Source organism: Pseudomonas sp. CFBP 13711, assembly GCF_014842265.1.
GTDB lineage: Bacteria > Pseudomonadota > Gammaproteobacteria > Pseudomonadales > Pseudomonadaceae > Aquipseudomonas.
This window is the reverse complement of record NZ_JACYVI010000006.1, coordinates 185653-207166: the sequence shown is the minus strand read 5'-3', so window position 1 is coordinate 207166 and position 21514 is coordinate 185653. Positions and strand designations below refer to the sequence as shown.

The following is a 21514-nucleotide window of genomic DNA, read 5'->3' as shown; positions in this document are numbered from 1 at the left end:
CCCGCGATCTGCCAGTTACAGGCAGATCGCAGGACAAGTCACGCACCTACAAGGGCAACACGATGGTGCTTAGTCTTCCAGCAGCTCTTCAGCCGTGGACAGAACGTTCTCCAGCGTGAAGCCGAACTCTTCGAACAGCAGGTTGGCAGGTGCCGACTCGCCGAAGGTGGTCATGCCGATGACGCGACCTTCCAGGCCCACGTATTTGTACCAGTAGTCGGCGTGAGCAGCTTCGATGGCGATACGCGCGCTGACTTCCAGCGGCAGAACCGACTGCTTGTACTCGGCGCTCTGGGTTTCGAAAATGCTGGTGCATGGCATGGAAACCACACGCACGTTCTTGCCGTCTGCGGTGAGCTTGTCGAATGCCTGAACAGCCAGGCCGACTTCGGAACCGGTGGCGATCAGGATCAGCTCAGGCTCGCCACTGCAGTCGCGCAGCACGTAGCCACCGCGGTTGATGTTTTCCAGCTGCTCGGCATCACGGGCCTGATGTTGCAGGTTCTGACGGGAGAAGATCAGCGCAGACGGGCCGTCATCACGTTCAATGGCGTGTTTCCAGGCGATGGCGGATTCCACGGCATCGGCCGGGCGCCAGCAGTCCAGGTTCGGCGTGGTGCGCAGGCTGGTCAGCTGCTCGATCGGCTGGTGAGTCGGACCGTCTTCGCCCAGACCGATGGAGTCGTGGGTGAACACATAGATGATGCGTTTCTTCATCAAAGAAGACATGCGCACGGCGTTGCGAGCGTATTCCATGAAGATCAGGAAGGTCGCGCCGTACGGCACGAAGCCGCCGTGCAGGGCGATACCGTTCATGATGGCGCCCATGCCGAACTCACGAACACCGTAGTGCAGGTAGTTACCGGTGGCGTCTTCGCCGGTGATGCTGCGGCAACCTTTCCAGATGGTCAGGTTGGAACCTGCCAGGTCAGCCGAGCCGCCGAGGAACTCAGGCAGCAGCGGACCGAAGGCGCTCAACGCGTTCTGGCTGGCCTTGCGGCTGGCGATGGTTTCGCCCTTGGCGTTAACTTCAGCGACGTACGCGGCGGATTTCTCGGCGAAGTCAGCAGGCAATTCACCGCTCATGCGGCGGATCAGCTCGTTGGCTTCGGTCGGGAAGGCAGCGGAATAGGCAGCAAAACGCTGATCCCATTCGGCCTCGGCGGCCAGGCCTTTTTCCTTGGCGTTCCACTCGCTGTAGATGTCGGCCGGAATTTCGAACGGGCCATGGGTCCACTTCAGCGCAGCGCGGGTCAGGGCGATTTCGTCAGTGCCCAGCGGAGCGCCGTGGCAGTCTTCCTTGCCCTGCTTGTTCGGCGAACCGAAACCGATGGTGGTCTTGCAGCAGATCAGTGTCGGCTTGTCGCTCTTGTGAGCGGTGTCGATGGCGGTTTTGATCTCGTCGGCGTCATGGCCGTCGACGTTACGGATGACCAGCCAGCCGTAGGACTCGAAGCGCTTCGGGGTGTCGTCGGTGAACCAGCCCTCGACTTCGCCGTCGATGGAAATCCCGTTGTCGTCGTAGAACGCGACTAGCTTGTTCAGGCGCAGCGTACCGGCCAGGGAAGCGACTTCGTGGGAGATGCCTTCCATCATGCAGCCATCACCCATGAACACGTAGGTGTGGTGGTTGACGATGTTGTGGCCTGGACGGTTGAACTGGGCAGCCAGCGTTTTCTCGGCAACCGCAAAACCGACGGCGTTGGCGAAACCCTGACCCAGTGGGCCGGTGGTGGTTTCAACGCCCGGGGTGTAGCCGTATTCCGGGTGGCCCGGCGTGCGGCTGTGCAGTTGACGGAAGTTTTTCAGGTCTTCGATGGACAGGTCGTAACCGGTCAGGTGCAGCAGCGAGTAGATCAGCATCGAGCCGTGACCGTTGGACAGGATGAACCGGTCGCGGTCAGCAAACATCGGATTGGCTGGGTTGTGCTTCAGATAATCGCGCCAAAGCACTTCAGCGATATCCGCCATGCCCATCGGGGCACCCGGGTGGCCGCTATTGGCCTTTTGCACGGCATCCATGCTGAGGGCACGAATGGCATTGGCTCGCTCACGACGGCTTGGCATCGCTGATCTCCTGGGGCAGATAAAAGTGGGACCGGAAAAAGGCGGCCATTTTCCCTCAGGCACCCTCCGGGGGCAATGACAGATCACACACCATCGGTGTTTTCCTCTGCCGCTGACGTGTTTTCGTACACCGCACCCAACAGGCGACGGCAAACGGCAGAATCACGGCGCCGGGGTGCCGCCACTGATCGAGCAATATCAAAACTTTTTGATATTGCCCTTGCGACAGCCCCGGTCGATAACTAGACTGCCTGCCTTATGAATCTTCGCGTGCCTGCCATTAGCCATGATGAATGCGACGAGCTGGCTGCCCTGTGCAAAGCCGGCGGCGATCCGCTGCGGCTGAATGTCTTGCGCGCGCTGTCGAACGATTCCTTCGGCGTACTGGAGCTGGCGCAGATTTTTGCGATCGGTCAGTCCGGCATGAGCCACCACCTCAAGGTCCTGGCTCAGGCAGACCTGGTGGCGACGCGGCGTGAAGGCAACGCGATCTTCTATCGACGCGCCCTGCCCCACACCGAACACACCGGCGGCAAGCTGCACGCAGCGCTGCTTGAAGAAGCCGATAATCTGCGCCTGCCCGATGATGTACAGACCCGGATCGGGCTGGTGCATCGCCAGCGGGCCAATGCCAGTCAGGATTTCTTCGCACGCACTGCCGAGAAATTTCGGGCCCAGCAGGACCTGATCGCAGGACTGCCGCAGTACCGCGACAGCCTGCTGTCGTTGCTGGACAAGCTGAGCTTCCCCGCCGATGCCACGGCGATAGAAGTGGGGCCGGGCGATGGCGGTTTTCTACCGGATCTGGCGCGGCGTTTCCGACAGGTGACGGGCCTGGACAACAGCCCGGAAATGCTCGATCTGGCGCGCAAGATCTGCACGCAGAAGTCGCTGGTTAACGTCGAGCTGAAACTGGCCGATGCACTGACCAACGCTAATATCTCCGGCAACTGCGTGGTCTTGAATATGGTGCTGCACCATTTCGCCGCGCCCGCCGAAGCGCTCAAACATTTGGCCAACCTGTTGCAACCGGGCGGTAGCCTGCTGGTGACAGAGTTGTGCAGTCATGACCAGAGCTGGGCCAAGGAGGCCTGTGGCGATCTCTGGTTAGGCTTCGAACAGGAAGATCTGGCCCGTTGGGCCATCGCTGCGGGGCTGGTCCCCGGGGAAAGCCTGTACATAGGCTTACGTAATGGTTTCCAGATCCAGGTCCGCCATTTTCAGCGACCGGCTGGCAACACTCACCATCGGTACTAATCAGGAAAACCGTCGAGATGAGCGAATACTCCCTTTTCACCTCCGAGTCCGTGTCTGAAGGACATCCGGACAAAATCGCCGACCAGATCTCCGATGCGGTGCTGGACGCCATCATTGCCCAGGACAAGCAGGCGCGCGTCGCCGTGGAAACCCTGGTCAAGACCGGTGTGGCCATTGTTGCCGGCGAAGTCACCACCACCGCGTGGGTCGACCTGGAGCAGATCGTTCGTGACGTGATCTGCGAGATCGGCTACACCAGCTCCAACGTCGGTTTCGATGGTGCGACCTGCAGCGTGATGAACATCATCGGCAAGCAGTCCCCTGACATCAACCAGGGTGTCGACCGCGCAAAACCTGAAGATCAGGGCGCTGGCGACCAGGGCCTGATGTTCGGCTACGCCAGCAACGAAACCGCCGAGCTGATGCCTGCGCCGATCGCGTTCTCGCACCAGTTGGTACACCGCCAGGCCGAAGCCCGTAAATCCGGCCTGCTGCCGTGGTTGCGCCCGGACGCGAAATCCCAGGTCACGTGCCGCTATGAAAACGGCATCGTGGTGGGCATCGACGCCGTTGTGCTGTCGACCCAGCACAACCCGGAAGTGTCGTACAAAGATCTGCGCGAAGGCGTGATGGAGCTGATCGTCAAGCACGTGCTGCCGGCTGAACTGCTGCACAAGGACACTCAGTTCCACATCAATCCGACTGGCCAGTTCATCATCGGCGGCCCGGTAGGTGACTGCGGTCTGACCGGTCGCAAGATCATCGTCGACAGCTACGGCGGCATGGCCCGTCACGGCGGCGGCGCGTTCTCCGGTAAAGATCCATCGAAGGTCGACCGCTCGGCTGCGTACGCTGGCCGTTATGTCGCCAAGAACATCGTCGCCGCCGGTCTGGCCGAGCGCTGCGAGATTCAGGTGTCCTACGCCATTGGCGTTGCACAGCCTACGTCGATCTCGCTGAACACCTTCGGCACCGGCAAAATCAGCGACGACAAGATCGTCCAGCTGGTCCGCGAGCACTTCGACCTGCGTCCGTACGCGATCACGACCATGCTCGACCTGCTGCACCCGATGTACCAAGAAACCGCAGCCTACGGCCACTTCGGCCGGACGCCGCAAACCAAGACCGTGGGCGACGACACGTTCACCACGTTCACCTGGGAAAAAACCGACCGCGCCGACGCCTTGCGCGCTGCTGCCGGTTTGTAATACCCGCCGGGTGCATTGCGCTTAGCGGCATCCGGTAAAAATAAAAGCCCCTGGCGATGTGAGTCGTCAGGGGCTTTTTGCATTCGGGCTGCGGAAACAATCACACCCTACGCGCCACCAGCAAAAACGACGCCGCACTCGCCAACAACCCCGCACACACCCGGTTAAACACCCGCTTGCCACTGGGCTTCGCAAACAGCCGACGCGCATGCACGCCCATCCAGCAGTACAGCCCGATAGCGATACATTCCAACGCCAGAAACATCGCGCCCAATTGTGCGAATTGAGTAGTGACCACGGCGGTACGGTCGACGAATTGCGGCAGAAACGCCGTGAACAACAGAATGGCTTTGGGATTGCCGATGGCGACCAGAAATTCTTGGCGCGCCAGCTTCGTCACTCCAACGCGCGCGCCCGCTTCAATATCGTGGGCCTCCGACGGCGCTCGCCACAGTTGTAACGCCAGATAGAACAGATACGCCGCCCCTACAATCTTGATCGTATGAAACAGCCACTCGGACGTATGCAGCACTGCCGTAAGCCCGGCTGCGGCCAGCGCAATCATGATCGCGAATGCCAGCAGCCGCCCTAGCCCGCCGGTGCAGGCGCGGCCAAATCCATAACGTGAGGCGTTGCTGATGGAGAGCAGGTTGTTCGGGCCCGGCGCCATGTTCAGGGCGAAACAGGCGGGGATGAATACAGCGAGGGTCGACAGGTCCATGGCAATGCCTCTTCCAGTAGCCGGGTGAAACATCATTTTGCACTCGTGGGCGCGCGGCTCAAGGCACAGCTGGGCGGGGAATCAGGGGCTGGCTGTATCGGTGCGAGACAAACGCGGTAACCACGGCGCGATGAAACGCCCATCGGGAAAACCTAGCCTTGCAGTCCCTCCCCCGGCAAGGACGCTCCGATGCTGCTCTCCCTTCGCGCACTGGTACTCTGTGCACTGCCTCTTCTGGCCATCAATGCAAACGCGCAAACATGCCCCGACTGGCCACCGGCCAAAGCCCGAAGCGAGATCCTGGCGCTGCAAAGCCAGATCACCCAATGGGACGACAGCTACCACCGCCAAGGTATTTCTCTGGTGGCCGATGAGCTTTACGACCAATCCGTTCAGCGCCTCGCCGATCTGCGCAGTTGTTTCGCCGCCACGTCGGCGGCGCCCTCCAATCCGCTGAAAACCGCTCGCGGTCCTGTCGCACATCCCATCCCGCACACCGGCCTGACAAAATTGCCGGGCGAGGCCGCCGTTCAGGCGTGGCTTGAAGACCGAAGCGATCTGTGGATTCAGCCAAAAGTGGACGGCGTGGCCGTCACGCTGGTTTACGTCGACGGCAAACTGGTGAGTGCCATCAGCCGGGGCGACGGCGTTTTCGGCCAGGACTGGACGGGGCATGCCCACCAGATCGAGGCGACTCCTCGCCATCTCGCGTGGGAAAAGACCGTGATCCTCCAGGGCGAGCTGTATTGGAAGCTGACAGATCACGTTCAGGCGGACGCCGGCAGTCTGAACGCTCGCAGCAAAGTGGCCGGCTTGTTGGCGCGTCACGCGATCAGCGAGGAGGAAGGCGCGCAGATCGGCTTGTTCGTCTGGGACTGGCCGGAAGGTCCGACGGGGATGAACGAGCGACTGGCCGGCTTGAGAGCCATGGGTTTCGAGGACAGCGCACGCTTCAGTGAGCCGTTGGAGGGTTTCACTCAGGCAAAGAACTGGCGAGAGCACTGGTACCGTTCGCCGCTGCCGTTTGCCACCGATGGCGTGGTCATCCGGCAGGGCGAGCGCCCATCGGCCGAGCGCTGGCAAGCGAAAGCCCCCTACTGGATCGCGGCATGGAAGTACCCGTTCGCACAGGCGCTGGCCGAGGTGCGCAAGGTTCATTTCAATATCGGGCGCAGCGGCAAGATCACGCCCGTGCTGGACATAGAACCGGTGCGTCTGGATGACCGAATGATCGCCCGCATCAGCGTCGGTTCGCTGAAGCGCTGGCAGGAAATGGACATTCGGCCCGGCGATCAGGTCGGGATCAGCCTCGCCGGGCTGACGATCCCGCGTCTGGATGAGGTGGTGTCGCGCAGCGTTGAGCGCGCTCCGCTGAATATTCCGAGAGCGGAGGATTTCCATCCACTGAGTTGCTGGCAGCCCATCGAGGGCTGCGAAAGCCAGTTCCGTGAACGACTTAAATGGCTGAGCGGGAAGAAGGGCGTGGCGCTCAGCGGCGTAGGACCGGGCACGTGGGACAAGTTGATTCAGGCCGGGCAATTGAACGGTTTGCTGGACTGGATGACCCTCGACGGTGCACAGCTTGCTAACATTCCCGGCCTGGGCGAGCGCAGCAGCGCTAAACTGCTGGCAAGTTTCCAGGCCGCGCGTGAGAAGCCGTTTGTTGTCTGGCTTAAAGCCATCGGTTTGCCTCCGGCCACGGGCGTTGATCTGGGTGATTCCTGGGCGGCGCTGGCCTCGCGCAGCGTCAAGGACTGGCAGGCCGAGCTCGGAATCGGCTCGGGCCGTGCGAAGCAGCTACATGCATTTTTTCAAGACCCGCAGGTGCAGGCGTTAAGTCGCCAACTGCGGGACGAAGGCGTAGATGGTTTTTAGTATTTTTAGGGCCGCATGATTGCGTCGAGCGTGCGGCTATTTGTGTTCAAGGAGTATTCATGAAATTCCTGTCATCCCTTTTTGCATTCACCGCGTGCGGGTTTCTGGCCGCGCCCGTGTTTGCGGCCGACCAAGCGCCGGAGCCGTCCGGATGCGCCGCGAAGCGTCAGGACATCAGCACTCAGATAGAAAACGCCAAGGCCGCAGGCAATACCAATCAACAGGCCGGGCTGCAAAAAGCCTTGAGCGAGTTGAACGCCAACTGCAACGACGTCGACCTGGTCAAGCAGCAGGAGCAAAAGGTGCTGGATGCCAAGCGCGAAGTCAGCCGTCGCCAGGCGGACCTGAACAAGGCCATGAGCAAGGGCGATCCGGAGAAAATCGACAAGCGTAAAGACAAGCTGGCCGAATCGCGCAAAGAACTGCAGGACGAGCAGGAAAAGCTGGAGAAGGTGCAGCCCGACGAGGATGACGAGTAAGCACGTGGGCTCGCTTTAGTCTTAATCTGTAGGAGTGAGCGGGGTGGCGCTCCACCTCGCTCGCGAAGACGGCATTTCCGCCGATGAAGATTTGGCGGATGTACTGGCCTCTTCGTGAGCAAGCTCACTCCCACACGGTCTCTTTCGCGGCAAGATCTCAGGGTGTCAGAGCTACGGTTGAGCCATCAAACTGAAACGCCAAACAGCGCGATCACCAACCCCAACCCGACGATCCAGGCCAGCGAGCGCAACGTCGCGAGATCCGCCAGATAGAAAATGATGTAGAGCAGGCGACTTGTCACGAACAGCACGGCGAGCACGTCGATCGTCACCAACTGCGCCACGCCGGCAACGTGGGCAATGATCACGCCAGCGGCAAACCCTGGAATCGCTTCAAAACTATTGAGCTGCGCGTTGTGGGCGCGCCGCGGGAGACCTTCGAGGCGGTCGAGAAAGTCCCGGGGATCATGATTGTGCCGTGCACCGAATTTGCCGCTGCTGAACTTGGCAATGCCAGCGCACCCTATCGGCAAGAGAATCACGATCAACACGCACCAAAAAGCAACGGTCATAACCACATCCTTTTTTAGAATTTGAGCTTCATTAGAACGATGCCCCTCTACAGCCTAAGAACTGCAGCCTGGCGAAAGGTTCTTTCAGGTCCTGCATGCCTGAAAGCGTTACAGGAATCACACGCCTCCAGTGGGCCATCGTGCCCCCATAGTGGGACCGGCTTTAGCCGGGAAGGCGTCACCCGCCACACCGCAAATTTGATGCGCACACACCGGCCCCCTTCCCGGCTAAAGCCGGTCCCACTAAACATCGCATTCAGTCAGTAAAACGAGCGTAACGCCGCACTGATTATTCGCCATTACTGCCACAGCCATCCCGATTGGCTAAGATGCCAGCCACCCAGCCGACGTCGGCTGTATCTCGTTGCCCAGGAGCCTGCATGTCCAGCGAAGAAGACGCCACCCTCAGTGGCGCAGCGCCGATGATTCCCGATCAGCGTCGGGAGTTGATGCTGCGTCAGTTGCGCAAGCATCAGGTGCTGAGCGTGCATCAGCTCATGGAAATGTTCGACTGCTCACACATGACCGTTCGCCGCGACATCGCGCTGCTTGAGCAAAGTGGCCGCGCCTATTCGGTGACCGGCGGGGTGCGCATCGCCAGCCAGGTTCACAGCGAGCCCAGTCACCAGTCCAAAGCAGTGGTAGAGCTGCCGCATAAACAGGCGATGGCGAAGCTGGCCGCCAGCCTGCTGCACCCGGAAATGACCGTGTACCTGGACGCCGGCACCAGCACGCTGGAAATCGTCCCGCACATCGTCGCGCTGGCGGGCATGACGGTGGTGACCAACGACTTCGGCGTGGTCAACGCCCTCGCCGATGCGACCCATGTGGATGTGATTCATACGGGCGGGCTGCTGGATCATCCGAACCGATCCTGTGTCGGCGGGCTGGCCGCCGCAACCTTGCGGCAATTGGCAACCGACGTGGCGTTCATGTCCACCAGCTCGTGGGACCTGCAGCGCGGCACGACCACGCCTTCCGCGCTGAAGGTTGAGGTCAAGCAAGCGGCCATGCAGTCCGCGTCACGCACGGTGCTCCTGACGACCAGCACGAAATACGGCACCTTTGGCATGTACAAGGTCGCGGGCCTGGAGCAATTCGACACGATCATCAGCGATGACCGCCTCGCCCACGGTGCTGCGGACAGCATCCGCGCCCTGGGTGTTGAGTTGATGTTGGCGTCAGTGGGTAAGGTCGTGCTCTCCTGAGGCTGACATCCCTGGTGTGGGAGTGAGCTTGCTCGCGAAGCGGTCTTTCAGCCGCTGAAGATGCGGTGGATGCTCCTGCTGCTTCGCGAGCAAGCTCGCTCCCACAATTTACGTGCTGACAGAGACATCCCACCCAAAACCGTGCACCCAAGCCTTGGCAGCCAGCCGGGGCTTTTTTGTGCCCGATCAGGCTGATGTTAATTTTTGTTAACTCAAAAAAGCACTTCACATTATCCGATCACAGGTTCACTATCTTTAACAGATCAGAACAAACACCGTTCGAGTGCTGATGAACTTCGGCGCTCACCCGAGGAGAGATTCATGGATAACAAGAATGTCGGCGTCATTGGTCTGGGTGCGATGGGCCTGGGCATTGCGCGCTCCCTGCTGCGCAGCGGCTTCAACGTTCATGCCTGTGACGTGCGCGCCGCCGTGACCGAGCAATTCGCCAGCGAAGGCGGCGTTGCCTGTGAATCTCCTGCGAGCATGGCCGCTGCCTGCGACGTGATCATCACCGTCGTGGTCAACGCCGAGCAGACCGAAACCGTATTGTTCGGCGACAACGGCGCTGTCGCCGCCCTGCGCCCGGGCAGCCTGATCATCGGTTGCGCCACGGTCGCACCGACCTTCGCCATCGAACTGGGTCAACGCCTCACCGAAAAAGGCCTGCTTTACCTCGACGCTCCGATCTCCGGTGGCGCGGCCAAAGCGGCTGCGGGTGAAATGACGATGATGACCTCCGGCCCGGCTGATTCCTACGCCAAGGCCGACGCGATTCTCAACGGCATGGCGGGCAAGGTCTATCGCCTGGGCGACGTCCACGGCCTGGGCTCCAAAGTCAAAATCATCAATCAGCTGCTGGCCGGCGTCCACATCGCCGCCAGCGCCGAAGCCATGGCCCTGGGCCTGCGCGAAGGCGTCGACGCGGACGCGCTGTACGAAGTGATCACCAACAGCGCCGGTAACTCGTGGATGTTCGAGAACCGCGTGCCGCACATCCTCAAGGCGGACTACACGCCGCTGTCGGCTGTGGATATCTTCGTCAAAGACCTGGGCCTGGTGCTGGATACCGCCCGCGCCAGCAAATTCCCGCTGCCGCTGTCGTCCACCGCCCACCAGATGTTCATGCAGGCCTCCACCGCAGGCTTTGGCCGTGAGGATGACTCCGCCGTGATCAAGATTTTCCCGGGCATCGAACTGCCGACCGCCAAGCCTGAAAACAACTGAGATGACGCTGATGAGCACCACGACTCCGCGCCCTCTGTTGGGCTGCATCGCCGATGACTTCACCGGCGCCACCGATCTGGCCAACATGCTGGTGCGCGGCGGCATGCGCACCGTGCAGAGCATTGGCATCCCGAGCGCCGACAGCCTGGCCGAACTGGATGCCGACGCCATCGTCATCGCGCTGAAATCCCGCACCACGCCGGCTGCAGAAGCGGTTGAGGAATCCCTTGCCGCGCTGCAATGGCTGCGTGATCGCGGCTGCGAGCAGATCTTCTTCAAGTACTGCTCGACGTTCGACTCCACCGCCAAAGGCAACATCGGTCAGGTCAGCGAGGCGCTGCTCAAGGCGCTGAACAGCGACTTCACTTTGGCGTGCCCGGCGTTTCCGGAAAACGGTCGCACGATTTTCCGTGGTCACCTGTTCGTGCAGGACCAATTGCTCAGCGAATGCGGCATGCAGAGCCACCCGCTGACGCCCATGACCGATGCCAATCTGGTGCGCGTGCTGCAATCCCAGACCACGCAAAAAGTCGGCTTGCTGCGTTACGACAGCATCGCCAAAGGCGTCGAGGGCGTGCGGGCGCGGATCAATGAGCTGCGTGCCGAAGGCGTCGTCATGGCGGTTGCCGACGCCTTGTCGGACGCTGATCTGTACACGCTGGGCGAGGCCTGCGCCGACCTGCCGCTGCTCACCGGTGGCTCGGGTCTGGCGCTGGGGCTGCCGAGTAATTTCCGTAAAGCGGGCAAATTGCGTGATATCGATGCCGCGAAGCTTGAGCAGATCGACGGCGGCGAAGTGGTGTTGGCGGGCAGCGCGTCGGTGGCTACCAACGGCCAGGTTGCCGCCTGGCTTGAGGCCAACCGGCCTGCGCTGCGCATCGACCCATTGGCACTCGCTGAAGGCAAACCGGTTGTTGCCGATGCGCTGGCGTTCGCCCGCGATGCCGGGCAAACCGTGCTGATCTACGCGACCAGCAGCCCGGAGGAAGTAAAAGCCGTGCAGCAAAAACTCGGCGTCGAACGTGCCGGCGCGCTGGTCGAGGAGGCACTGGGCCAGATCGCTCGCGGACTGCTGGACGCGGGCGTTAAGCGCTTTGTCGTCGCCGGCGGCGAAACCTCCGGCGCCGTGGTTCAGGCCTTGGGCGTGAGCCTGCTGACGATCGGCGCGCAAATCGACCCGGGTGTTCCAGCGACCATCAGCAGCGGCGCGATGCCTCTGGCCCTGGCGCTGAAGTCCGGGAATTTCGGTGGCCGCGACTTTTTCGACAAAGCCCTCAAGCAGCTGGCAGGAAGTGCGCAATGAGCAACGTAACCAGCAGTTCAGTGAGCGCCGAAAACCAGCAGCGTGAAGAAATCTGCACCATCGGCCGCTTGCTGTTCGGGCGCGGCTACACCGTTGGCAGCGCAGGCAATATCAGCGCGCGTCTCGACGATGGCTGGCTGATCACGCCAACTGACGCGTGCCTGGGGCGTCTTGATCCTGACGCCATCGCCAAGGTCAATCTGGCCGGCGAATGGGTTTCCGGCGACAAGCCCTCGAAGACCCTGGCCCTGCATCGTCAGGTCTACGACCGCAATGCCAGCGTCGGCGGCGTGGTGCACACCCACTCGACGCATCTGGTCGCGCTGACACTGGCCGGCGTCTGGAAACCAGACGACATCCTCCCGCCCATCACGCCGTATCAGGTGATGAAAGTCGGGCACATTCCCCTGATTGCCTACGAGCGCCCCGGCTCGCCGAACGTCGCTGAACAAGTGGCGAAACTGGCGAACAGCGTGCGCGGCGTGATGCTCGAGCGACTTGGCCCGGTGATCTGGGAAAGCTCGGTCGCCAAGGCTTCTTATGCGCTGGAAGAGCTGGAGGAGACGGCACGCCTGTGGCTGATGAGCAACCCTAAACCTGAACCGCTGGACGCAGCGGCTCTGGAAGAACTGCGCCAGACGTTTGGCGTGAACTGGTAACCCCAACGGCGTTTTGATCGAAAACCGGACTCCCGGTTTTCGGCGGACCGGCTTCGCCGGAAAACAATAACAACGGGACACAACATGACTCCTCTATTGCTCATGATCATCGCCGGAGCCGGCATTGCGCTGTTGCTGCTTCTGGTCCTGAAATACAAATTCCAACCGTTCGTGGCACTGATGCTGGTCAGCATTATCGTGGCGCTGGTGGCCGGGGTTAAACCCGGCGATCTGGTGGCGACCATTGAAGGCGGCATGGGCAAAACCCTCGGCCACATCGCGATCATCATTGCCTTGGGCGCCATGATCGGCCGCATCATCGAGCTGTCCGGTGGCGCCGAGGCGCTGGCCAAGACGCTGATCAACCGCTTCGGCAACCGGCGCACGCCGCTGGCCCTGACCGTCGCGGGTTTCATGGTCGGTATTCCGGTGTTCTTTGAAGTGGGCGTGATCATCCTTATGCCGCTGGCCTATGGTGTCGCTCGCGCCGCACGTAAACCGCTGCTGATTTTCGCGCTGCCCATGTGCGCCGCGCTGCTGTCGGTTCACGCCTTCCTGCCGCCACACCCGGGCGCCGTCGCAGCGGCCGGTCAGCTGGGGGCGGACCTGGGTCGCGTGTTGATGTTCGGGCTGCCGATCGTTGCTGTGTTGTGCCTGATCGGCTACCTGATTGCCGGTCGCATCACCCGCAAGACCTACCCGATGACTGACGATATTCGGAGCGAAGTCTACGGTCCGCACATCACCAACCAGGATCTGGTGGCGTGGGCGAACAACGATTACTCAACGACCTCCGAAGCGGCACACGCCAAGGTACTGGGCCTGGAAGAAAGCGCCAGCAGCCTGGCGGCACGTCTGCCAAAAGCGCCGGCGCCGGGCGCAGGCATCATCATCGCGCTGATTCTGCTGCCGATCATTCTGATCCTGCTGGGCACACTGGCGACCACGATGTTGCCGGCCGAATCAATGCTGCGCAGCGTGCTGACCGTTCTCGGCGCACCGCTGGTGGCGCTGCTGATCGACACGCTGCTTTGCGCGTGGCTACTGGGTTCGCGCCGGGGCTGGAGCCGCAGTCAGGTGTCCGATGTCGTGGGTTCGGCATTGCCCGGCGTGGCGATGGTGATTTTGATTGCAGGCGCGGGCGGCGTGTTCGGCAAGGTGCTGGTGGATACCGGTATCGGCGCGGTGGTTTCCGAAGCGCTGCGCAACACCGGCCTGCCGGTTCTCGCCCTGGGCTTTCTGCTGACACTGCTGTTGCGCGCCGTACAGGGCTCGACCACAGTGGCGCTGGTGACCACGGCCGGTATTCTCAGCCCGCTGATCGCCACGCTGAACCTGAGCGCCAACCACATGGCCCTGCTCTGCCTGGCCATGGGCGGTGGCGGTCTGGCCATGTCGCACATCAACGACGCCGGCTACTGGATGTTCACCAAACTGGCGGGCCTGAACGTCGCAGACGGCCTGCGCACCTGGACCTTCCTGGTGACCATTCTGGGCACCCTCGGTTTCTTGATGACGCTGCTGCTCTGGCCTTTCGTCTAACGGCTTCAATTGGGAGATAACCATGCCTCGCTTCGCTGCCAACCTCAGCATGATGTATCCGCAACACGACTTTCTGGCGCGTTTCTCGGCTGCGGCGAGTGACGGCTTCAAGGGCGTGGAATACCTGTTTCCGTACGACTTCAAGGCCGAGGAAATCAAGCTGCGTCTGGACGACTTCGGTTTGACCCAGGCGCTGTTCAACGCCCCGCCCGGCGACTTCACCAAGGGCGAGCGTGGCATTGCTTCGTTGCCGGGCCGGGAGAGTGAATTCCGCGACGGTTTCCAGAAGGCGCTGGATTACGCAGCGGTGCTGGGTAACGACCGCATTCACGTCATGGCCGGTTTGCTGCCCAGTGAAGACCTGCGCCAGAAGCATCACGCGGTGTACCTGGAAAACCTGAGCTTCGCCGCACAACAGGCGGCCAAGGTCGGGTTGACGGTGTTGATCGAGCCGATCAACACCCGAGATATTCCGGGCTTTTTCCTCAACCGTCAGGATCAGGGCCAGGCTGTGCTTAAAGAAGTGGGCGCCGACAATCTGCGGGTACAGTTCGACTGCTACCACTGCCAGATCGTGGAAGGCGACGTCACCAGCAAACTGCGCCGCGACTTCGCCGGCATCGGCCACATCCAGATCGCGGGTGTGCCGGACCGGCATGAGCCGAGCGTGGGGGAAGTGAATTACCCGTGGCTGTTCGAAGAGATCGATCGCTTGGGCTACACCGGCTGGGTCGGCTGCGAATACCGTCCGAAAGGCGATACCAGCGAAGGCCTGCAGTGGCTGCGCGATTGGCAGGCACGTCATCCGGCATAACAGGCGCTGTCTTTTTACTGTAGGAGTGAGCTTGCTCGCGATGCGTCAGACCAGATGAAGCTTCTTCGCCTGACACACCGCAATCGCGAGCAAGCTCACTCCTACGAGTTCTTCTTTGATCAGTCATCCGCGTCCATTGCGCGATCACTCGTTGATCACGTCTTCCTTGAACTGATCCTTCACGTAGCTGATTTCGGTCTTGCCATGTGGCGCCGGCAGGCCGTCTTCACCCAGGTTGACGAAGACCATTTTCTCGACCGTGAGAATGCTCTTGCGGGTGATCTTGTTGCGGACCTGGCAGGTCAGGGTGATGGAGGTGCGGCCGAACTCGGTGGCAGTGATCCCCAGCTCAATGATGTCGCCCTGACGCGAGGCGCTGACGAAGTTGATCTCGGAAATGTACTTGGTCACGACGCGCTGATTGCCCAACTGAACAATGGCGTAGATGGCCGCCTCTTCGTCGATCCAGCGCAGCAGGCTGCCGCCGAACAACGTGCCGTTGGGGTTGAGGTCTTCGGGTTTTACCCATTTGCGGGTGTGGAAGTTCATGGGGACTCCGGGGTGTTTGGGCGACGGTGGTGGATGTGCTCCAGCTTCAAGCTTCAAGCCTGAAGCTGCAAGTCAAAAGCAGGTCCGCTGTTGTTTACCGCTTGCCGCTTGCAGCTTGCCACTTGCAGCTCAAAGAAAGATAATCGCCACCGCTTCAAAAAACGGTCATCACACCTTGTTACCGTTTTCCCGCCACCTGTCCGAGGGGCGCTGCAGCAGGTCAGACCTGTCAGGCTCGGAGAGGGCGTTGTTTGATCAGGCTTCCCGCCGGTCAAGCTTTAAACGCACAACGGCGCCCATTCGCACCCTACGAATGGAGACTCTTAATGAGTGCTGTACTGACGCCCAACGATTTCAACGACTACAAAGTCGCCGACATGTCCCTGGCTGCCTGGGGCCGTCGCGAAACCATCATCGCCGAATCCGAAATGCCTGCCCTGATGGGCCTGCGTCGCAAGTACGCTGCCGAGCAACCGCTCAAGGGCGCGAAGATTCTCGGCTGCATCCACATGACCATTCAGACTGCCGTGCTGATCGAAACCCTGGTTGCCCTGGGTGCCGAAGTGCGCTGGTCGTCCTGCAACATCTTCTCGACTCAGGATCAGGCCGCTGCCGCTATCGCTGCTGCCGGCATTCCTGTTTTCGCCTGGAAAGGCGAAACCGAAGCCGAGTACGAGTGGTGCCTGGAGCAGACTATCCTCAAGGACGGTCAGCCATGGGACGCCAACATGATCCTCGACGACGGCGGCGACCTGACCGAGCTGTTGCACAAGAAATACCCGGCCATCCTCGACCGCGTCCATGGCGTGACCGAAGAAACCACCACGGGCGTTCACCGCCTGCTGGACATGCTGGCCAAGGGCGAACTGAAGATCCCGGCGATCAACGTCAACGACTCGGTCACCAAGAGCAAGAACGACAACAAGTACGGCTGCCGTCACAGCCTGAACGACGCCATCAAGCGCGGCACCGACCACCTGTTGTCCGGCAAGCAAGCGCTGGTCATCGGCTACGGTGACGTGGGCAAGGGTTCGGCTCAGTCGCTGCGTCAGGAAGGCATGATCGTCAAGGTCACCGAAGTCGATCCGATCTGCGCCATGCAAGCGTGCATGGACGGTTTCGAACTGGTTTCGCCTTTCATCGACGGCGAGAACGACGGCACCGAAGCGAGCATCGACAAAGCACTGCTGGGCAAGATCGACCTGATCGTCACCACCACCGGTAACGTCAACGTCTGCGACGCCAACATGCTCAAGGCGCTGAAGAAACGCGCAGTGGTCTGCAACATCGGTCACTTCGACAACGAAATCGACACGGCTTTCATGCGCAAGAACTGGGCATGGGAAGAAGTGAAGCCGCAAGTGCACAAGATCCACCGCACCGGTTCGGGCTCGTTCGATCCTCAGAACGATGACTACCTGATCCTGCTGGCCGAAGGCCGTCTGGTGAACCTGGGCAACGCCACCGGTCACCCGAGCCGCATCATGGACGGCTCGTTCGCCAACCAGGTGCTGGCGCAGATCTTCCTGTTCGGCCAGAAGTACGCTGACCTGAGCCCTGCCCAGAAAGCCGAGCGTCTGACCGTCGAAGTGTTGCCGAAGAAGCTGGACGAAGAAGTGGCGCTGGAAATGGTACGTGGCTTCGGCGGCGTCGTGACCAAGCTGACCAAGACCCAGGCCGACTATATCGGCGTGACCGTCGAAGGTCCGTTCAAGCCGCACGCTTATCGCTACTAAGCAGTAAGCGGCAAGCTTCAAGCGGCAAGTAAAGGCATCACCATTGTCATGACTTGCCGCGTCAGGCTTTAAATCGTCCAAGCATTTAGCAGCACCAGGTGACAAGCCTTGAGCTGCAGGATACGGCGCACCGCCACTCTTGCAGCTTATGGCTTGTAGCTTGCCGCTGGAGACTCGCTCCATGAGCCAAGACCGTAGCTACAGCTTCGAATTCTTCCCGACGAAGACCGACGCTGGTCATGAAAAACTGCTTGCCACGGCGCGTACGCTGGCCAGCTACAACCCCAGTTTTTTCTCCTGCACCTACGGTGCCGGGGGTTCCACTCGCGACCGCACGATCAACACCGTGCTGCAGCTGGAAAAAGAAGTACACGTTCCGGCCGCACCGCACCTGTCGTGTGTCGGTGACAGCAAGGCCGACCTGCGCAGCTTGCTGACGCAGTACCGGGAAGCCGGCATCAAACGCATCGTCGCCCTGCGCGGTGACCTGCCCTCCGGCATGGGCATGGCCAGCGGTGAGCTGCGTTATGCCAATGATCTGGTGAGCTTCATCCGTGAAGAAACCGGCGATCATTTCCACATCGAAGTCGCGGCCTACCCGGAGATGCACCCCCAGGCGCGCAATTTCGAAGACGATCTGAAAAACTTCGTGCGCAAGGCCAACGCCGGCGCCAACAGTGCGATCACCCAGTACTTCTTCAACGCCGACAGCTACTTCCACTTCGTCGAGCGCGTGCAGAAGCTGGGCGTGGACATTCCGATCGTGCCGGGCATCATGCCGATCACCAACTACAGCAAGCTGGCGCGTTTCTCGGACGCGTGCGGTGCGGAGATCCCGCGCTGGGTTCGCAAGCAGCTGGAAGCGTACGGCGACGACACGGCAAGCATTCAGGCGTTCGGAGAGCAGGTCATCACTGAAATGTGCGAGCGACTGCTGCACGGCGGCGCCCCCGGTCTGCATTTCTACACGCTGAATCAGGCCGAACCGAGTCTGGCGGTCTGGAACAACCTGAAGCTCTCTGCGTAATATCGGTTTCAATCCATACGGATTGAAACCACGCGGGCTTCACCGGCAGGCTTCGTAACCAAGACGCCTGCCAGTCGGGTCGTTGCGTCCAGGCTTCTGTTTTTGTTGAGAATCACTGCTTCTATTTAGTTAGCTCGCGTCGTAATCTCGCGCGCATGCCGCTCATCCTCTCTCTATCCGTTGCTGCACTCCTCACCTGCCTGAGCTTCAGCGCGCTGGGTGAAAAACTGCGGATCGTCACCGAACCCTGGTCTCCCTACGTCATCGTGGACGGCAACCATGCCTCCGGCCTGGATTACGACGCCACGGCGATTGTCTTCGAGCGCCTGGGCATCGACGTCGAGTGGCAGTTTCTCCCGTGGAAACGCTGCCTGATGATGCTCAGTGACGGCGAAGCTGACGGCGTGCTCGACATCTTCAAGGACGAGATGCGCGCGGATCTGTTGTATCCGAACGAACCGTTGTCGACCATCGATTGGGTGTTGTTTCAGGCCAATGCCAGGCCGCATGCTTTCAATGGCGTGGAAGACCTGCACGGGCTGACTGTCGGCGTCTCTCCCGGTTATCGATACACGCCGGAGTTCGACAGCTCAACGGCGTTCATCCGTGAGCCTGCGCCAAGCCATGAAGCGAACTTCGGCAAACTGATTCGCGGCCGCATCGATTTAATGGTGACCGATCGCCTGCTGGGGCGGCAGATGATTGAGCGGCTCAAGCTGCAAGACCAGGTCAGTCAGTTGCCGGTCGTGCTCACTCACAGGGGGCAGTACCTGGCGCTGCGCCGCAATGCCGGTATGGACTTGCTGGCCCAGCGATTCAGTGCAGAACTGAAGCGTTTCAAGCAAGAACCCGCCTACGCGAAACTGGTGGAGCGGTATACCGGCGAAACACCGACGACGATCCCTGCAGAATCGGGGGAAAGTGTCGATAAAACCGTTGAGCAGCAGGAAAGCAGCGCGTTGTGATTGCTCTGTTATACTCCGGCGTCCCCGCCAGGCTTGCGCCCGGGTGCACGGTCTCACAGAAGACTTCTCGAACACGTCAGCAGCGCACTTTTTGCGCCCCTGCCCCGAGTTGAACTTACAGACCTCCACAGGACCGGACGCCATTGCACCTTCCAAGGAGTGTGCGATGACCGCAGCAGGGTCGAGCGCATTCACGTTACGTGCAGAACCTTAGTCTGCGCCTGGAAGATCATCCCTATTTGGGCCTCTATGGCCCCAACTCAAGACAGGATTACTCATGTCCTTTGCTTCCCTCGGTCTCTCCGAGGCTTTAGTCAGCGCCATCGAGGCTGCTGGCTACACCCAGCCTACCCCAGTGCAACAGCGGGCCATTCCCGCCGTGTTGCAAGGCCGCGATCTGATGGTCGCCGCCCAGACAGGTACTGGTAAAACCGGTGGTTTCGCCCTCCCTATCCTGGAGCGGTTGTTTCCCAACGGTCATCCGGACAAATCCCAGCGTCACGGCCCGCGCCAACCGCGTGTTCTGGTCCTGACCCCGACTCGTGAACTGGCCGCCCAGGTCCACGACAGCTTCAAGATCTACGCCAAGAACCTCAAGTTCGTCAGTACCTGCATCTTCGGCGGTGTCGGCATGAACCCGCAGGTTCAGGCCATGGCCCGCGGCGTTGACGTACTGGTCGCCTGCCCGGGTCGTTTACTCGATCTGGCCGGTCAGGGCAGCGTCGATCTGTCCCACGTTGAAATCCTCGTGCTGGACGAAGCCGACCGCATGCTCGACATGGGCTTCGTTCACGACGTGAAGAAAGTCCTCGCGCGCCTGCCCTCCAAGCGTCAGAACCTGCTGTTCTCGGCAACGTTCTCTCAGGACATCACCGCGCTGGCCGGCAAACTGCTGCACAACCCGGAACGCATCGAAGTCACGCCGCCGAACACCACGGTCGAGCGCATCGAACAACGCGTTTTCCGTCTGCCGGCCAACCACAAACGCTCGCTGCTGGCGCACTTGATCACTCAAGGCGCGTGGGAGCAAGTGCTGGTGTTTACCCGCACCAAGCACGGCGCCAACCGCCTGGCCGAGTACCTGGACAAGCACGGCCTCAGCGCTGTGGCGATCCACGGCAACAAGAGCCAGAACGCGCGCACCAAAGCGCTGGCCGACTTCAAGGCCGGGACCGTTCGCATCATGGTCGCGACTGACATCGCTGCCCGTGGTCTGGACATCGACCAGTTGCCCCACGTGGTCAACTTCGAACTGCCTAACGTCGACGAAGACTACGTGCACCGCATCGGTCGTACCGGTCGCGCAGGCCGTAGCGGCGAGGCGATCTCGCTGGTTGCGCCGGACGAAGAGAAGCTGCTGAAAAGCATCGAGCGCATGACCAAGCAGAAGATTGCCGATGGCGATCTGATGGGCTTTGACATCACGGCCGTTGAAGCCGAGAAGCCGGAAGTCCGCGAGCGTCCGGACGTGCGTAACCCGCGCAATGCCCGTGGCCCCCGTGGCGACGGTCCGAACGGCGGCGGTGGTGGTGGCGGTCGCAAGGACAAAGGCAAAGACAAGGGCAAGGAAAAGCCGGCAGCGGCCGCCGCTTCGGGTGAGCGCCCGGCACGTCCGGCGCGCCCGCAAAAGCCGCGTCAGGGCACGGCGTCGAGCGAATCACGTCAGTCGCAGCCAGCAGCGTCAGGTGCGAATCGCGCACCCGACGAATTCCTGGATGACGAAGTGGACAACTTCGGCAACCGCGCCGACTACGTCAGCCCGTACCAGAACAAGAACCAGAGCCGCGGTCGTCGTCCGGGCGCTCCTGCCACTGGCGCTGCACCGGCACCGCGTGGTCAGGCGCCAGGCCGGAGCGGCCCGCGCAGTGGTTCAGGCGGCGGTTCGGCATCTGGCGCCCCTGCCAGCACCGACAGCGCCGGCGCTCCGGCCAAGCGCAGCGGTCCTCGCAATGGCTCCGGCCGTGATGGTCAGGCTCGCCGTGAAGACTCGCCGCGTGCCCGTCGTCCGGCACGCGAAGAGCAACCAGCGCGTCAGGAGCCAGCGGTTCGCGGGCCTCGCGACGGCCAGCCAGCACCGAAGATCATGCACAAAGAGTCCAAGGGTGATCGTTTCCCTTCGGCTGAACAACTTGATCAACTGCCAAGCCGCCCTCGCGGTGAAAAACCAGCCCTGCTGACCCGCAACCGCGAAGGTTAAGCAGCGCCGGTTGTTCTGCAGCCAATAAAACGCCCCGACTGGTTCGGGGCGTTTTTGTTTGCGTGATTCAAGCAATGCCACACACAAAAACGCCGACCCAAAGGTCGG

The 21514-nt window shown here is 61.1% G+C and carries 18 protein-coding genes and 1 riboswitch; of the genes, 14 read left to right on the top strand and 4 right to left on the bottom strand.

Annotated features, from left to right (window positions below; genetic code table 11):
* Positions 1–69: 69 nt before the first annotated feature.
* Positions 70–2067, bottom strand: a complete 1998-nt coding sequence (gene tkt / locus IFT47_RS13700) for a transketolase (protein WP_192173199.1) — start codon at positions 2065–2067, stop codon at positions 70–72.
* Positions 2068–2325: 258 nt separating this feature from the next.
* Here tkt and IFT47_RS13695 point away from each other — a divergent pair, with 258 nt between their 5' ends.
* Together IFT47_RS13695 and metK are read left to right on the top strand one after the other, a co-directional pair.
* A complete protein-coding gene (locus IFT47_RS13695; RefSeq protein WP_192173200.1) occupies positions 2326–3324 on the top strand; it encodes an ArsR/SmtB family transcription factor in 999 nt (332 codons plus the stop codon).
* A 17-nt stretch (positions 3325–3341) separates the two neighbouring features.
* Positions 3342–4532 (top strand): methionine adenosyltransferase, encoded by a 1191-nt coding sequence (metK, locus tag IFT47_RS13690; RefSeq protein ID WP_065991235.1) that lies wholly within the window; start codon positions 3342–3344, stop codon positions 4530–4532.
* Positions 4533–4632: 100 nt separating this feature from the next.
* On the opposite strand, the gene IFT47_RS13685 is transcribed toward metK, so the two are convergent.
* The gene (locus tag IFT47_RS13685; protein WP_192173201.1) at positions 4633–5253 is read right to left on the bottom strand and encodes a LysE family translocator; all 621 of its coding nucleotides are present in this window, start codon (positions 5251–5253) and stop codon (positions 4633–4635) included.
* Positions 5254–5442: 189 nt separating this feature from the next.
* Between IFT47_RS13685 and ligB the strand changes: the two genes are divergently transcribed.
* Together ligB and IFT47_RS13675 are read left to right on the top strand one after the other, a co-directional pair.
* The gene (ligB, locus tag IFT47_RS13680) at positions 5443–7128 is read left to right on the top strand and encodes an NAD-dependent DNA ligase LigB (protein WP_192173202.1); all 1686 of its coding nucleotides are present in this window, start codon (positions 5443–5445) and stop codon (positions 7126–7128) included.
* A gap of 59 nt (positions 7129–7187) precedes the next feature.
* Positions 7188–7607: a DUF1090 domain-containing protein gene (locus IFT47_RS13675; RefSeq protein ID WP_192173203.1), complete on the top strand. Its 420-nt coding sequence runs from the start codon at positions 7188–7190 to the stop codon at positions 7605–7607.
* Positions 7608–7792: 185 nt separating this feature from the next.
* On the opposite strand, the gene IFT47_RS13670 is transcribed toward IFT47_RS13675, so the two are convergent.
* Positions 7793–8179, bottom strand: a complete 387-nt coding sequence (locus IFT47_RS13670; RefSeq protein WP_192173204.1) for an MAPEG family protein — start codon at positions 8177–8179, stop codon at positions 7793–7795.
* A gap of 380 nt (positions 8180–8559) precedes the next feature.
* Between IFT47_RS13670 and IFT47_RS13665 the strand changes: the two genes are divergently transcribed.
* The 6 genes from IFT47_RS13665 (at position 8560) to otnI (ending at position 14932) form a co-directional block, all read left to right on the top strand.
* Positions 8560–9387 carry a DeoR/GlpR family DNA-binding transcription regulator gene (locus tag IFT47_RS13665; RefSeq protein ID WP_192173205.1) on the top strand — a complete coding sequence of 276 codons (828 nt, stop codon included), beginning with the start codon at positions 8560–8562 and terminating at the stop codon, positions 9385–9387.
* Positions 9388–9591: 204 nt separating this feature from the next.
* Positions 9592–10614, top strand: coding sequence for an L-threonate dehydrogenase (gene ltnD, locus IFT47_RS13660; protein WP_274598110.1), 1023 nt, complete (start codon positions 9592–9594; stop codon positions 10612–10614).
* A 10-nt stretch (positions 10615–10624) separates the two neighbouring features.
* The gene (otnK, locus tag IFT47_RS13655) at positions 10625–11917 is read left to right on the top strand and encodes a 3-oxo-tetronate kinase (RefSeq protein WP_192173206.1); all 1293 of its coding nucleotides are present in this window, start codon (positions 10625–10627) and stop codon (positions 11915–11917) included.
* Positions 11914–12576 (top strand): 3-oxo-tetronate 4-phosphate decarboxylase, encoded by a 663-nt coding sequence (otnC, locus tag IFT47_RS13650; RefSeq protein WP_192173207.1) that lies wholly within the window; start codon positions 11914–11916, stop codon positions 12574–12576. Before otnK ends, otnC begins: the two co-directional genes overlap by 4 nt.
* An 84-nt stretch (positions 12577–12660) precedes the next feature.
* Positions 12661–14118 carry a GntT/GntP/DsdX family permease gene (locus IFT47_RS13645; protein ID WP_192173208.1) on the top strand — a complete coding sequence of 486 codons (1458 nt, stop codon included), beginning with the start codon at positions 12661–12663 and terminating at the stop codon, positions 14116–14118.
* Between the two features lie 22 nt (positions 14119–14140).
* A complete protein-coding gene (otnI, locus tag IFT47_RS13640; RefSeq protein WP_192173209.1) occupies positions 14141–14932 on the top strand; it encodes a 2-oxo-tetronate isomerase in 792 nt (263 codons plus the stop codon).
* Positions 14933–15076: 144 nt separating this feature from the next.
* Here the strand turns inward: otnI and IFT47_RS13635 are convergent, their stop codons facing one another.
* Entirely contained in the window at positions 15077–15481 is a 405-nt protein-coding gene (locus tag IFT47_RS13635; RefSeq protein WP_192173210.1) for an acyl-CoA thioesterase, read from the bottom strand.
* A gap of 196 nt (positions 15482–15677) precedes the next feature.
* Positions 15678–15786, top strand: a riboswitch (S-adenosyl-L-homocysteine riboswitch).
* A gap of 21 nt (positions 15787–15807) precedes the next feature.
* Here IFT47_RS13635 and ahcY point away from each other — a divergent pair.
* From ahcY to IFT47_RS13615, 4 genes are all read left to right on the top strand, one after another.
* Entirely contained in the window at positions 15808–17217 is a 1410-nt protein-coding gene (gene ahcY, locus IFT47_RS13630) for an adenosylhomocysteinase (RefSeq protein ID WP_192173211.1), read from the top strand.
* Positions 17218–17398: 181 nt separating this feature from the next.
* Positions 17399–18244, top strand: a complete 846-nt coding sequence (gene metF, locus IFT47_RS13625) for a methylenetetrahydrofolate reductase [NAD(P)H] (RefSeq protein ID WP_192173212.1) — start codon at positions 17399–17401, stop codon at positions 18242–18244.
* A gap of 155 nt (positions 18245–18399) precedes the next feature.
* The gene (locus IFT47_RS13620; protein ID WP_192173213.1) at positions 18400–19209 is read left to right on the top strand and encodes a substrate-binding periplasmic protein; all 810 of its coding nucleotides are present in this window, start codon (positions 18400–18402) and stop codon (positions 19207–19209) included.
* 277 nt (positions 19210–19486) lie between these two features.
* Positions 19487–21406 (top strand): DEAD/DEAH box helicase, encoded by a 1920-nt coding sequence (locus tag IFT47_RS13615; RefSeq protein WP_192173214.1) that lies wholly within the window; start codon positions 19487–19489, stop codon positions 21404–21406.
* Positions 21407–21514 lie beyond the last annotated feature (108 nt).

What these genes read in the sequence shown, in the direction of transcription:
- IFT47_RS13615 (WP_192173214.1), top strand. Translation starts at nt 19,487, where the DNA reads ATGTCCTTTGCTTCCCTCGGTCTCTCCGAGGCTTTAGTCAGCGCCATC.
- ahcY (WP_192173211.1), top strand. Translation starts at nt 15,808, where the DNA reads ATGAGTGCTGTACTGACGCCCAACGATTTCAACGACTACAAAGTCGCC.
- metK (WP_065991235.1), top strand. Translation starts at nt 3,342, where the DNA reads ATGAGCGAATACTCCCTTTTCACCTCCGAGTCCGTGTCTGAAGGACAT.
- otnC (WP_192173207.1), top strand. Translation starts at nt 11,914, where the DNA reads ATGAGCAACGTAACCAGCAGTTCAGTGAGCGCCGAAAACCAGCAGCGT.
- otnK (WP_192173206.1), top strand. Translation starts at nt 10,625, where the DNA reads ATGAGCACCACGACTCCGCGCCCTCTGTTGGGCTGCATCGCCGATGAC.
- ligB (WP_192173202.1), top strand. Translation starts at nt 5,443, where the DNA reads ATGCTGCTCTCCCTTCGCGCACTGGTACTCTGTGCACTGCCTCTTCTG.
- IFT47_RS13675 (WP_192173203.1), top strand. Translation starts at nt 7,188, where the DNA reads ATGAAATTCCTGTCATCCCTTTTTGCATTCACCGCGTGCGGGTTTCTG.
- IFT47_RS13635 (WP_192173210.1), bottom strand. Translation starts at nt 15,481, where the DNA reads ATGAACTTCCACACCCGCAAATGGGTAAAACCCGAAGACCTCAACCCC.
- otnI (WP_192173209.1), top strand. Translation starts at nt 14,141, where the DNA reads ATGCCTCGCTTCGCTGCCAACCTCAGCATGATGTATCCGCAACACGAC.
- IFT47_RS13695 (WP_192173200.1), top strand. Translation starts at nt 2,326, where the DNA reads ATGAATCTTCGCGTGCCTGCCATTAGCCATGATGAATGCGACGAGCTG.
- tkt (WP_192173199.1), bottom strand. Translation starts at nt 2,067, where the DNA reads ATGCCAAGCCGTCGTGAGCGAGCCAATGCCATTCGTGCCCTCAGCATG.
- IFT47_RS13620 (WP_192173213.1), top strand. Translation starts at nt 18,400, where the DNA reads ATGCCGCTCATCCTCTCTCTATCCGTTGCTGCACTCCTCACCTGCCTG.
- IFT47_RS13670 (WP_192173204.1), bottom strand. Translation starts at nt 8,179, where the DNA reads ATGACCGTTGCTTTTTGGTGCGTGTTGATCGTGATTCTCTTGCCGATA.
- metF (WP_192173212.1), top strand. Translation starts at nt 17,399, where the DNA reads ATGAGCCAAGACCGTAGCTACAGCTTCGAATTCTTCCCGACGAAGACC.
- IFT47_RS13665 (WP_192173205.1), top strand. Translation starts at nt 8,560, where the DNA reads ATGTCCAGCGAAGAAGACGCCACCCTCAGTGGCGCAGCGCCGATGATT.
- IFT47_RS13685 (WP_192173201.1), bottom strand. Translation starts at nt 5,253, where the DNA reads ATGGACCTGTCGACCCTCGCTGTATTCATCCCCGCCTGTTTCGCCCTG.
- IFT47_RS13645 (WP_192173208.1), top strand. Translation starts at nt 12,661, where the DNA reads ATGACTCCTCTATTGCTCATGATCATCGCCGGAGCCGGCATTGCGCTG.